Origin of the sequence: Gillisella vitis, from assembly GCF_021559775.1 — a bacterium.
GTDB classification, from domain to species: domain Bacteria; phylum Pseudomonadota; class Alphaproteobacteria; order Rhizobiales; family Rhizobiaceae; genus Allorhizobium; species Allorhizobium ampelinum.
In genome coordinates this window covers 2,651,641-2,663,791 of the sequence record NZ_CP056047.1, presented here as the reverse complement: position 1 = coordinate 2,663,791, position 12,151 = coordinate 2,651,641, and the positions used below count along the sequence as shown (strand labels likewise).

Below are 12,151 nucleotides of genomic sequence, written 5' to 3'. Positions count from 1 at the left end.
GAATTTCCATGGCCACCGGTAGCACTCTATTGGGTCGTTGTGTTTAGCCAAGCACTGCGACTTTGCTTTCGATGGCTTGGATTTCGTTGGGAACGTCGCCCTGCTGCTCGGACATCTTTAGGCTGGCATGAAACGGACATCCGGCAAATTTCGGATCATCCTTGTAGAGCGAAACGTAATGCTCTGGAAACGCCTTATCGAGGGCTCGGATGCCGGCTTTGATGTCTGCCTTTTCATCCTTGCTCAGCTTGTCGCGTGATTCGATATAGCTTTCCGTCGGATCGTCCAGTTGGGTTTCCAGATACCAGAAAATCAGGCCCATCAATTTGGGTAGAACCTCCTGCGCCATGGGATAGGCAGGTTCGATCTGCATGGTCTCAAGGGTCGTGGGCAGCGACAGGGATCGGATGAGTTGGTGCCCGAGCCAATGCATTTCCTTGGGGAAAAAGCGGAAGACGAATTGTTCGTGAATCGCTGTCGTGATCAGGTTGCCGCGCTCGGGCTTGGGCCTGTCCATCTTTTCTATCGTCTCGCAATAGGTGATCAGCCCCGCGAAATCCTCGGGATAGCCATGCAGCGGCTGATTGTTCTCGGCAACGAACAGCTTGGACATTTCCAGCCAGAACCGATGGGCGGCGATCTGTTCCTTTTCCGAAAACCCTGGCAGCCCCATGCGCAAGCGCAGGCGATGCATGGTTACCGCTGTGAAGGCGCATGTGTAGATGTAATCTTCATTGTAGGAAAACGCACCCGGATATTGCTTTGCCCAATAGGCATGCAGGTTGTTAATGCCCTCGACCGATTTCTTGGTCCGCTCATCATGCGGGCCATAGAACCACCACAGGGCATTGGCGCTGCCGGTCTGCTCGACACGGCTGGTAGAGCGATCCACCACCTTGCCGCCATCCTCGCGCCACACCACCTGCGCACCCCATTCCGACACGACGAAATTCGGAAAGGTCAGTGCATAGATGAAATTCTGCATGAAGTCGTTGAGGCCATAGCTGCTCGACAGCCGCCAGATCCGCACATAGTCCTTCTCCGGATCCAGAGATTGGATTTCGTTCTGGATCCATTTCTTAGGCGCATTCATAATCTTTCTCCTCCCAGAAAAAGCAAAGCGGGCGCTGACGGTCCGCGCCCATTCTCGCTAAACAATACGAATATGTACATTATTGATGTTCTGAATTCTGTCAATTCGGATCGGTCGCCAGCGATAAAAATGTCTTAAGCAATGCCAGGAGAAGGCTTTGGAAGCCGCGTGGGATTATCGGCGATGGTTGAGGGAGGCCCAGGGGCGGAGGGGCTGTGTCAAAGACCGACGAGTTCTGCCTCGCCTTCGATCTGCATCGGATCGCTGCCGGGAATGAAGGCATGGATGGCGGCAAGCGCCTGTTCGCGGTAGCGGTCTTGCTCCTGTAAAACCTCATGGCGGGCGCCGGGAATGGACAGCAATTGCGCGGCGCGGAAATGCCGGGCCAGGTGTTCCTGCGCGCTAAAGGGCACGACGCCGTCCAGCATCGGGGCGAGCAACAGGGTGGGAATGGTGATCCCCGTCAGATGGGCGGGATCGTTGACCCGCCGGATGGCTTTTGCACATTCATGCAGCCAGCGGGCCGAAGGCGCACTGATCGACAACTCCGGCACGGCGGCAAAAATCGCCATATTGCGGTCGAAGCGGGCGGCATCCGAGGTCAGGACATTGGTGGCGAAGGTGTGCGGCTTGCTGGCTGATGACAAAGGCCTGTTGCCAAGCCCGAGCGTTGATGCCAGCCGCGCCAGCGCAAACACCTTTGCCGCCGAAAGGGCTTCGCCATGCAGGCCGACAAAGGGGGCCGACAGGACCAGTCGCGAAATGCGCCCGGACAGCCGTGGTGCTGCGGCAAGGGCGATCAATCCACCGGTGGAATGGGCGATCATCGAGAATGGCAGGCGACAATCCGGCAGCACGACCTGTTCCAGGAACTGCTCCAGATCCCGCTCATAATCGGAAAAGCGCTGGACATGGCCCCAGCGTTTCTCCTTATCCCCTCTGGGTTTTGAGGACTTTTGCAGAAGTGTCCAGTCGGACAGGCCTTGGCCGCGCAGGTCGAAGGTAGCGACCCAAAGGCCCGCTGCTGTCAGGTCGCGGATGGTTTCAAAATATTTCTCGATGGATTCGCTGCGGCCATGCACCAGCACGACCGTGCCTTTGGCCGGGCTGATATCGCTCTTGAAGATCGCATAGCGCAGGCGAAGGCCGTCGTAACTGGTGAAGAAGCCGGCGTGATGATTGTCGGGAATGGGATTGCCGTCCACGGCATGAAGCACGCTATCCATGGCCTTGCCTTTCCAAGCACAATCGTCGGGTGTTCATACCGCATATTTGCGCGGACCGAAATCGGGTCAAGGAAAAAAGCCGCCCATTGCTTCAAGACGATTGGGCTTCAAGACAAATGGGCGGCAACAGGCACTGAAGACGCAGGGACGATATTCTTCAGTCACCAGGATCACTCCTGATAGGGGGACGCTAGTGCGGCCAAGGTGAACCGATGCCAAACCCGTCATTCATCAAAAATTCAGCCACAAAAAATCGGCCATCACGGTGCGTGCATGTCGAGGGGTCTTGAACTCGCAAATCGCCTTTCCCATCTCTTTATCGCAGGCGCCGGAAGGGCCTGCATCATCAGGCAGACACCGCCACATCAGGGGTATCTGCCTTCGTCATTATCGCAACCGTCGCTTCTCAGGAGGACATCTATGCGTCACGTTGATTTTTCCCCGCTCTATCGCTCCACCGTCGGCTTCGACCGCCTGTTCACCATGTTGGACAGCCTGGGTCAGCCGGATCAGGCCCAGAGCTATCCGCCCTATAATATCGAGCGGACGGGCGACAATACCTACCGGATCACCATGGCCGTTGCCGGCTTCGATGAAACCGAACTCAGCATCGAGGCCCATGCGCATGTGCTGGCGGTCAAGGGTGAGAAAGCCCAGGAAGACCAGGCCGAACAGACCGAGTTTCTGTATCGCGGCATTGCCAAGCGCGGGTTCGAGCGTCGTTTCCAGCTTGCCGACCATGTCGAGGTGACCAATGCCTCGCTGAAGAACGGCCTGCTGCATATCGATCTGCTGCGCAATATTCCCGAAGCCATGAAGCCGCGCCGCATCGCCATTGCCAGCGAACCGGTCGAGGCGCCCAAGGCGATTGAGTCTCGCGTCGTCTGATCCGGGTCTGGAAGACATGAAGAAGGGCGGCTTGGGGCCGCCCTTTTGCGTTTGGGGTGTTCTCGCAGCTGTCAGTCTTGAAATGCTTAGAGAATGTCGAGAAACTGATCGACATCCTGCTCTGTCGTGGCAAAGCTTGTTACCAGCCGGATCAACACATTGTCCTGACCGACCAATCCGGGCTCATCGCGGGGTGCCAGCCATTCGTAGAATTTCGCGCCGCGGGCCTCGGCCTGCCTGGCGGCATCCTTGCCGATAACAGCGAAGACTTCATTGCTTTCAGTTTGCCAGGCCAGACGGGCCTTGTTGTTTTTGCTGAGACCGGCGCGCATCCGCTCAGCCATGGCATTGGCGTGGCGGGCCAGATCCAGCCACAGATCATCCTTGAAATAGGCTTCCAGCTGGGCGGAAACGAAGCGGGTCTTGGAAAACAGCTGCGCTGATCGTTTACGGATATAGGGCATTTCCTCGGCCATGTCGGGGTTGAAGAACACGATGGCTTCCACGCACCAGCAGCCATTCTTGGTGCCGCCGAAGGAGAGAATGTCGACGCCGCGCTTCCAGGTCATTTCGGCGGGCGTGGCATCCAGCGCCACCAGCGCATTGGCAAAACGGGCACCGTCCATGTGCAGCGGCAGGGATTTGTCGCGGGCAATGGCGCTGATCGCGGCGATCTCGTCCAGTGTATAGATGGTGCCGGCTTCGGTGGCCTGGGTGATCGTTACTGCCATGGGCCGGCCCTGATGGACGGAAGGCGTGTCAAAGCGCGAAACGGCGGTGTGCAGGGCTGCCGCGCTCATCTTGCCGTCGCGGCCTTCGACCGGATAGAGCCGGCTGGCATTTGCCAGATATTCCGGCGCGCCACCTTCATCGGCATTCACATGTGCATCGAAATGGCAGAAGGTGACGCCACCGGCTCGCGCCACACTGGCCAGCGCCAGCGAATTGGCCGCCGTGCCGGTGCCAACGAAGAATACCGAGACCTCACGCTCGAAAATCTCGTTGAAATGCGCTTCGACGCGCCGGTCGAGATCGCTGGTGCCATAGGCGCTGGCATAGCCCGCCGCTTCCTTCATCAGGCTTTCGGCAATGGCGGGATGGGCTCCGGCCCAATTATCGGATGCAAAGAACATGATGGCTTCCTGATTGGCTGTAATGCTTGTCCATGGGCGTAGTACCAAGTGTCATTGAACATGACTTTTGGCACTCCCTTTGCAAATATCTCAAGCGTCTGCTGCATTTGAGATATTTGCAATGCTGTCAAGGCGAGGATGCGTGAGCATCTTCGAGACTTGATATAAAGAGACCCTAACGATTTTGCCGCTGTGTTCAATCCGGTCCGATCAGCCGTCGGGGGCCGGACCGATTATCACCCGTGCGATTGTCCTCGCATTCGGCGCTCCTGATTGGTTTCCTGCGCAAACACCTCAACGGACGAAAGAATCATGCGGCAGATCGCTAAAAAAGACAGATTCTGTCGCGTCATCGCCCGGCTTTTTGAGCCGATGGCTTGCGAAGCCGATTTGTTTCTGCCATATAGTTTGCAGAAATAGGTCAATGAAACTGACATATTTTCGGAAATCGAGTGGCAGGTTTTGGTTTTCTAGGCCTTTCGTCCTGGCTCTCTTGCGCTATACTCACCGGGATATCTGCTTTTGCAGCGGTCGAGAGAAGCTGTGCAGAAAGGTCAGGTTTGTGACCTGTTTTGCACATGGCAAGCGGGGCGCCCTGAAGATCAGCCCCGGGTTCGGGCAGCGATAAGCCCCCGTCGGTATTCGATTTTGTCAAATAGCTGTGTGCCGGATCGGATAGTTTCGACCGGACGGCTCAACTGGAGGGAAAACGATGACGCAGATGATGCCATCCGAAGCAATCGTGGCGGCCGATGCGACGCAGGCGACAGCCGGTGCCGGTACGCTAAAGCGTTATGGTCTTCCACAAAAGCAGGGCCTCTACGATCCGCGCAACGAGCATGATGCCTGCGGCGTCGGCTTCATCGCCCATATGAAGGGTGAGAAGTCCCACCAGATCGTCCGCGACGGTCTGTTCATTCTTGAAAACCTCACCCATCGCGGCGCGGTTGGCGCCGATCCGCTGATGGGCGACGGCGCTGGCATTCTGGTGCAGATCCCGGACCGGTTTTTCCGCGAGGAAATGGCTGCCCAGGGTGTTATTCTGCCCAAGGCTGGCGAATATGCTGTTGGCCACTTCTTCTTCCCCGCCGATGAAGAGCAGATCGCCCATTTCAAGAAGGTGATCACCGATGTCTGTCTGACCGAGGGCCAGCACCTGCTTGGCTACCGCGACGTGCCGGTCGATAATTCCTCGCTGTCCAAGGCCCCTGACATTGCCGCAACTGAGCCGCGCCAGATTCAGGTGTTCATTGGTGCTGGCCGCGATGCTGCCACGCAGGATGCTTTTGAACGTCGCCTGTTCTTGCTGCGCAAGGTGATTTCCAACCGGATTTATGACGAGTTTGGCGGCCAGGAAACCGGCTTCTATCCGGTGTCGCTGTCGTCTTCGACCATCGTCTATAAGGGCATGTTCCTCGCCTATCAGGTGGCTGCTTATTATAAGGATCTCGCCGATCCGCGCTTCGAATCGGCTGTGGCCCTCGTGCATCAGCGCTTTTCCACCAACACATTCCCGTCGTGGAAGCTGGCGCATCCTTACCGGATGGTCGCCCATAACGGCGAAATCAACACGCTGCGCGGCAATGTCAACTGGATGGCGGCCCGTCAGGCATCGGTCTCCTCGCCGCTGTTCGGGGACGACATTTCCAAGCTCTGGCCGATTTCCTATGAGGGCCAGTCGGATACCGCCTGTTTCGACAATGCGCTCGAATTCCTGATCCGTGGCGGCTATTCCATGGCGCATGCGGTGATGATGCTGATCCCGGAAGCCTGGGCTGGCAATCAGCTGATGAGCAAGGAGCGCAAGGCGTTTTACGAATATCATGCTGCATTGATGGAGCCATGGGACGGCCCTGCTGCCGTGGCCTTCACGGATGGCCGCCAGATCGGCGCGACGCTGGACCGCAACGGTCTGCGTCCGGCCCGCTACCTGGTAACGGACGACGACCGGATCATCATGGCGTCGGAGGCTGGCACGCTGCCGGTGCCGGAAGAGAAGATCGTCAAGAAGTGGCGCTTGCAGCCGGGCAAGATGCTGCTGATCGACATGGAAAAGGGCCGGATCGTTTCCGATGAGGAAGTGAAGTCGGATCTGGCTGGCAGCCTTCCCTACCGGGATTGGCTGGATCGTACCCAGTTGATCCTCGAGGATCTGAAGCCGGTTGAGCCACGAGCGCTGCGCCGCGATGTGTCGCTGCTCGACCGTCAGCAGGCCTTCGGCTACACGCTTGAAGATACCCGCATCCTGATGTCGCCAATGGCGACCACCGGCCAGGAAGCCATCGGCTCGATGGGGACGGATACACCAATTTCGGCCATGTCGTCGAAGTCGAAGCTGCTTTATACCTATTTCAAGCAGAACTTCGCCCAGGTCACCAACCCGCCGATCGATCCGATCCGCGAGGAGCTGGTGATGAGCCTGGTGTCCTTCATCGGCCCGCGCCCGAACATTCTCGACCATGAAGGGGCGGCCCGCGCCAAGCGGCTGGAAGTGCGCCAGCCGATCCTGACCAATGGCGATCTCGAAAAGATCCGCTCCATCGGTCATACCGAGGACCGCTTCGACACCAAGACGCTCGACTTCACCTATGATGTGGAGCGTGGCGCCGAAGGTATGCCTGAAATGCTCGACCGGCTCTGCGAACGGGCCGAAGCTGCGGTGCGTGGCGGCTATAACATCATCGTACTGTCGGACCGGCAAATCGGCCCGGATCGCATCGCAATTCCGGCGCTGCTGGCCACGGCCGCCGTGCATCATCACCTGATCCGCAAGGGCTTGCGCACTTCGGTCGGCCTGGTCGTCGAGACCGGCGAACCGCGCGAAGTGCATCATTTCTGCTGTCTGGCGGGCTATGGCGCGGAAGCCATCAACCCATATCTGGCCTTCGACACGCTACTGGACATGCACAAGCATGGCGAATTCCCCAGGGAAGTCGATGCCAGCGAAGTGGTCTATCGCTATATCAAGGCGGTTGGTAAGGGCATTCTCAAGGTCATGTCCAAGATGGGCATTTCCACTTACCAGTCTTATTGCGGCGCGCAGATTTTCGATGCCATCGGGCTGAATTCGCAGCTGATCGATCAGTATTTCTTCGGCACAGCCTCCAACATTGAAGGCATTGGCCTGGCCGAGATTGCCCAGGAAACGGTGGCGCGCCATCATTCCGCCTTCGGCAAGGACCCGATTCTGGCGACCTCGCTGGATATCGGCGGCGAATATGCCTACCGCCTGCGCGGTGAAAACCATGCCTGGAGCCCGGATTCGATTGCCTCGCTGCAACATGCCGTGCGTGGCAATTCGCAGGAGCGCTACCGCGAATTCGCGGCCATGGTCAATGAAAGCGCTCTGCGGATGAACAGCATTCGCGGTCTGTTCAAGATCAAGAAGGCTGCCGATCAGGGACGCCAGCCGATTTCGGTCGATGAGGTCGAGCCGGCGGCTGACATCGTCAAGCGCTTCTCCACGGGTGCTATGTCATTCGGCTCGATCAGCCGCGAAGCGCATACGACGCTGGCCATCGCCATGAACCGGATCGGCGGCAAGTCCAACACCGGTGAAGGCGGCGAAGAGAGCGACCGCTACCTGCCTCTGTTCAACGGTTCGCCCAACCCGGAACGGTCCGCCATTAAGCAGATCGCCTCTGGCCGGTTCGGCGTGACCACCGAATATCTCGTCAATGCCGATATGCTGCAAATCAAGGTGGCGCAGGGTGCCAAGCCCGGCGAGGGCGGACAATTGCCCGGCCACAAGGTGGATGCGACGGTTGCCAAGACCCGCCATTCCACACCGGGCGTCGGCCTGATTTCCCCGCCGCCGCATCACGACATCTACTCCATCGAAGATCTGGCGCAGCTGATCTACGATCTGAAGAACGTCAACCCGGCAGCCGATGTTTCGGTCAAGCTGGTATCGGAAGTCGGCGTCGGCACGGTGGCCGCAGGCGTTGCCAAGGCCCGCGCCGATCATATCACCGTGTCCGGCTTTGATGGCGGCACGGGTGCCTCGCCCTTGACCTCGCTGAAGCACGCGGGCAGCCCTTGGGAAATCGGTCTGGCCGAAACCCAGCAGACATTGGTCATGAACGGTCTTCGCTCGCGCGTTGCTTTGCAGGTTGATGGTGGTCTGAAGACCGGTCGTGACGTCATTATTGGCGCATTGCTTGGCGCTGACGAATTCGGTTTTGCCACCGCACCGCTGATTGCCGCAGGCTGCATCATGATGCGCAAGTGCCATCTCAACACCTGCCCGGTTGGCGTTGCCACCCAGGACCCGGTTCTGCGCAAGCGCTTCAAGGGTACGCCGGAGCATGTCATCAACTACTTCTTCTTTGTCGCGGAAGAAGTGCGCGAAATCCTCGCCTCGCTGGGCTTTGCCAAGCTGGATGACATTATCGGCGCCTCGGAACTTCTGGAAAAGAATGACATGCTGGCCCATTGGAAGGCCGAGGGTCTCGACTTCTCGAAGATCTTCCACAAGGTCGAAGCGCCCAAGGAAGCCACCTACTGGACGGAGCGTCAGCAGCATCCCATCGACGATGTGCTGGATCGTCGGTTGATCGAAAAGTCGATGCCCGCGCTGGAAAGCAAACAGCCTGTGGTGTTCGAGGTCGATATCAAGAATGTGGATCGCTCAGCCGGTGCCATGCTGTCGGGCGAGCTTGCCAAGCGCTGGGGCCACAAGGGCCTCAAGGATGACACTGTTCATGTGACGCTGAACGGCACGGCAGGCCAGTCCTTCGGAGCGTTTCTGTCGCGCGGCATCACCTTCGATCTGGTGGGTGACGGCAATGACTATGTCGGCAAAGGGCTGTCTGGTGGCCGGATCATCGTGCGTCCGCCGGAAAACTCGAGGATCGCCGCCGAACATTCGATCATTGTCGGCAATACCGTGCTTTACGGTGCCATTGCCGGGGAATGCTATTTCCGCGGCGTGGCGGGCGAACGGTTCGCGGTGCGCAATTCCGGCGCCATTGCGGTTGTTGAAGGCGTCGGCGATCACGGCTGCGAATACATGACGGGCGGCGTGGTTGTGGTGCTGGGCGAAACCGGCCGTAACTTTGCAGCCGGCATGTCCGGCGGTGTGGCTTACGTCCTTGATGAAAAGGGCGATTTCGCCAAGCGCTGCAACATGGCGATGGTGGAGCTGGAACCGGTGCCGGAAGAAGATGACATGCTGGAAAAGCTGCATCACCACGGCGGCGACTTGATGCATAAGGGGCTGGTGGACGTGTCGGAAGACATGACCCGCCATGACGAGGAGCGGCTCTATCAGCTGATCTCCAACCATCTGCATTATACCGGCTCGAACCGCGCCAAGCAGATCCTCGACAACTGGGCCGATTACCGTCCGAAATTCCGCAAGGTGATGCCGGTCGAATATCGCCGGGCGCTGGAGGAAATGGAACGGATGCGCATGGGCGTTGCCGCCGAATAGTTTTATGTTTAGCAGTTTTGTGATATGACATTGTCATATCACAAGATGGAGGTGGCCATGTTTCCGATATCAAAGGAGCGTAGGGCAAAGATATTCATGAACGGGAGAAGTCGTGCTGTGCGGATACCAAGCGACTTCGATCTCTCCGGAGATGAAGTCGTCATCCGACAGGAGGCGGATGGCGTAATCACCATTCAATCCGCTCGCCAGAAGCGCTCACCAGGCGGGTTGATAGAGTGGCTTCGGCAAGCGGAACCGCTCGGCCAAGACTTTCCTGAGATAGATGATCAGCCTCTTCAGGAGATTGATCTGGATCTTCCCGAATGAGTTACCTGTTCGATACCAACGCGATTTCGGAATTCATCCGAAATCCAGATGGCAAAACCGCGAAAAAGGTCGCTGCGCTTAAAGAGGGTGAATTGAGAACGAGCCTGATCGTGGCGGCCGAACTGAGATACGGGGCAGCCAAGAAGGGCTCAGAGCGTTTGGTCCGGCTCATCGAGACAGTTTTGTCCGAATTCGAGGTTATGCCTTGGGAGGCGCCGGCCGATGTTCACTATGCTGCGCTCAGGGACAGTCTGAGCCGCCGTGGGCAACCGATAGGCGATATGGATATGCTGATTGCGGCACATGCCCTCGCCTTGGATGCTGTGCTTGTGACGGATAATGAAAGAGAATTTTCCCGGGTTCCGGGATTGAAGATCGAGAATTGGCTGCGATAGCGGTGGAGAGGAAGCAGAATGCGCAAGATGCACGTCTTCGTTTCCATCATGCTCGGATTAGCGGTTCCGACCGTTGGCTATCTGGTCAACGGTTCGATTGGACTGGAGTTCATTGTGCTGGGGGCGATCATCGGCCTCGCCTACTGGTATTGGGGGCCTCTGGGCCTGCCGTTTTGAAAGGGTAAGACATGGGCAAGGTTACAGGTTTCATGGAAATCGACCGGCAGGTGGCGAAGTATCAGCCGGCCTCCGACCGCATCCGGCATTTCCGCGAATTCACCATTCCGATGTCGGAACCGGAAGTACAGAAGCAGGCGGCGCGCTGCATGGACTGCGGCATTCCCTATTGCCACGGCCCGACCGGCTGTCCGGTGCATAACCAGATCCCCGACTGGAACGATCTGGTTTATAACGGCAAGTGGGAAGAGGCGATCCGCAACCTGCATTCCACCAACAACTTCCCTGAATTTACCGGGCGGGTTTGCCCGGCGCCCTGCGAGGAAGCCTGCACGCTGAACCTGGAGGATGCGCCGGTATCGATCAAGACCGTTGAGCAGGCAATCGCCGACAAGGCCTATGAGCTGGGCTTCATCGTGCCGCAACCGGCCACGATCCATACCGGCAAGAAGGTGGCGATCATTGGGTCTGGCCCGTCAGGCATGGCCGCTGCCCAGCAGCTTGGCCGCGCCGGGCATGACGTGCATGTCTATGAGCGCGAAACCAAGCCGGGCGGTCTGCTGCGCTACGGCATTCCCGATTTCAAGATGGAGAAGAACTTCATCGACCGCCGCGTCGAGCAGATGAAGGGCGAAGGCGTCACCTTCCATTGCGGCGTCAATGTCGGTGTCGATGTAACGGTGGAAAAGCTGTTGGCCGATTACGATGCTGTCCTCTATTGCGGCGGCTCGGAAACCCCACGCGAAGCCGGCATTCCCGGCGTCGACCTGCACGGCGTCTATGATGCCATGCCCTATCTGGTTCAGCAGAACCGCCGGGTGGGCCGTGAAAACATCGACAGCATCGGCTGGCCGTCCGAGCCGATCATCGCCGGTGGCAAGCATGTCGTGGTGGTCGGTGGCGGTGATACCGCGTCTGACTGCGTCGGCACGGCTTTCCGCCAGGGCGCTGTGAAGGTTACCCAGCTCGACATCCGTCCGCGTCCGCCGCAGACCGAAGACAAGCTGGCCGTCTGGCCGTTTTGGGCCACCAAGATGCGCACCTCCTCCAGCCAGGCCGAAGGCGCTGTGCGCGAGTTCCAGGTGGGAACGCTCGGATTCGTTGGCGAAGATGGCATGCTGACCGGTGTCAAATGCTGCCAGGTGGATGACCGTCGCCAGCCGATCGCTGGTTCGGAATTCATCATCAAGGCCGATCTCGCCTTCATCGCCATCGGCTTTTCCGGCCCCTTCACCGACAGCGTCGTCAAGGAGTTGGACGGCAAGCTGGACCTCAATACCGACCGGCGCGGCTCGACCAACGTCATCGCCAATGACAAGGACTACCGCACCTCCGTCGATAAATTCTGGGCAGCTGGCGACGTGCGCCGTGGCCAGTCACTGGTGGTCTGGGCGATCCGCGAAGGTCGGCAGGCAGCCCGTGCCATCGATGAAGCGCTGATGGGTGTCACAGTTCTTCCGCGCTGAGTTTAGCCGGTT

Annotated in this window: 9 protein-coding genes; 6 read left to right on the top strand and 3 right to left on the bottom strand. The window is 58.4% G+C overall.

The features are described 5' to 3' along the window. Positions 1-43 precede the first annotated feature (43 nt). Both AVCG78_RS12535 and AVCG78_RS12530 read right to left on the bottom strand, forming a co-directional pair. Entirely contained in the window at positions 44-1,093 is a 1,050-nt protein-coding gene (locus tag AVCG78_RS12535; protein ID WP_071203753.1) for a hypothetical protein, read from the bottom strand. A 218-nt stretch (positions 1,094-1,311) separates the two neighbouring features. Then, complete coding sequence (locus AVCG78_RS12530; RefSeq protein WP_041697078.1) at positions 1,312-2,319, bottom strand: alpha/beta fold hydrolase; 1,008 nt, start codon at positions 2,317-2,319, stop codon at positions 1,312-1,314. A 420-nt stretch (positions 2,320-2,739) separates the two neighbouring features. On the opposite strand from AVCG78_RS12530, the gene AVCG78_RS12525 reads away from it, so the two are divergent. Then, positions 2,740-3,207: an Hsp20 family protein gene (locus tag AVCG78_RS12525; RefSeq protein ID WP_015917100.1), complete on the top strand. Its 468-nt coding sequence runs from the start codon at positions 2,740-2,742 to the stop codon at positions 3,205-3,207. A gap of 86 nt (positions 3,208-3,293) precedes the next feature. Here AVCG78_RS12525 and AVCG78_RS12520 read toward each other — a convergent pair whose 3' ends face one another. Beyond that, positions 3,294-4,340, bottom strand: a complete 1,047-nt coding sequence (locus AVCG78_RS12520; RefSeq protein WP_071203752.1) for a threonine aldolase family protein — start codon at positions 4,338-4,340, stop codon at positions 3,294-3,296. Between the two features lie 712 nt (positions 4,341-5,052). On the opposite strand from AVCG78_RS12520, the gene gltB reads away from it, so the two are divergent. The 5 genes from gltB (at position 5,053) to AVCG78_RS12495 (ending at position 12,139) form a co-directional block, all read left to right on the top strand. Then, on the top strand, positions 5,053-9,774 hold the full coding sequence (gene gltB / locus AVCG78_RS12515; RefSeq protein WP_081363319.1) for a glutamate synthase large subunit: 4,722 nt from the start codon (positions 5,053-5,055) through the stop codon (positions 9,772-9,774). Positions 9,775-9,870: 96 nt separating this feature from the next. Further along, entirely contained in the window at positions 9,871-10,101 is a 231-nt protein-coding gene (locus AVCG78_RS12510) for an antitoxin (RefSeq protein ID WP_234617775.1), read from the top strand. Next, the gene (locus AVCG78_RS12505) at positions 10,098-10,496 is read left to right on the top strand and encodes a type II toxin-antitoxin system VapC family toxin (RefSeq protein WP_015917096.1); all 399 of its coding nucleotides are present in this window, start codon (positions 10,098-10,100) and stop codon (positions 10,494-10,496) included. Before AVCG78_RS12510 ends, AVCG78_RS12505 begins: the two co-directional genes overlap by 4 nt. 18 nt (positions 10,497-10,514) lie before the next feature. After that, positions 10,515-10,673 carry a hypothetical protein gene (locus AVCG78_RS12500; RefSeq protein WP_156583032.1) on the top strand — a complete coding sequence of 53 codons (159 nt, stop codon included), beginning with the start codon at positions 10,515-10,517 and terminating at the stop codon, positions 10,671-10,673. Positions 10,674-10,684: 11 nt separating this feature from the next. Beyond that, positions 10,685-12,139, top strand: a complete 1,455-nt coding sequence (locus tag AVCG78_RS12495; protein WP_071203749.1) for a glutamate synthase subunit beta — start codon at positions 10,685-10,687, stop codon at positions 12,137-12,139. The last annotated feature ends 12 nt before the right edge of the window (positions 12,140-12,151 follow it).

Coding starts and splice junctions, on each gene's coding strand:
- AVCG78_RS12535 (WP_071203753.1), bottom strand. CDS start 1,093: ATGAATGCGCCTAAGAAATGGATCCAGAACGAAATCCAATCTCTGGAT.
- AVCG78_RS12530 (WP_041697078.1), bottom strand. CDS start 2,319: ATGGATAGCGTGCTTCATGCCGTGGACGGCAATCCCATTCCCGACAAT.
- AVCG78_RS12525 (WP_015917100.1), top strand. CDS start 2,740: ATGCGTCACGTTGATTTTTCCCCGCTCTATCGCTCCACCGTCGGCTTC.
- AVCG78_RS12520 (WP_071203752.1), bottom strand. CDS start 4,340: ATGTTCTTTGCATCCGATAATTGGGCCGGAGCCCATCCCGCCATTGCC.
- gltB (WP_081363319.1), top strand. CDS start 5,053: ATGACGCAGATGATGCCATCCGAAGCAATCGTGGCGGCCGATGCGACG.
- AVCG78_RS12510 (WP_234617775.1), top strand. CDS start 9,871: ATGAACGGGAGAAGTCGTGCTGTGCGGATACCAAGCGACTTCGATCTC.
- AVCG78_RS12505 (WP_015917096.1), top strand. CDS start 10,098: ATGAGTTACCTGTTCGATACCAACGCGATTTCGGAATTCATCCGAAAT.
- AVCG78_RS12500 (WP_156583032.1), top strand. CDS start 10,515: ATGCGCAAGATGCACGTCTTCGTTTCCATCATGCTCGGATTAGCGGTT.
- AVCG78_RS12495 (WP_071203749.1), top strand. CDS start 10,685: ATGGGCAAGGTTACAGGTTTCATGGAAATCGACCGGCAGGTGGCGAAG.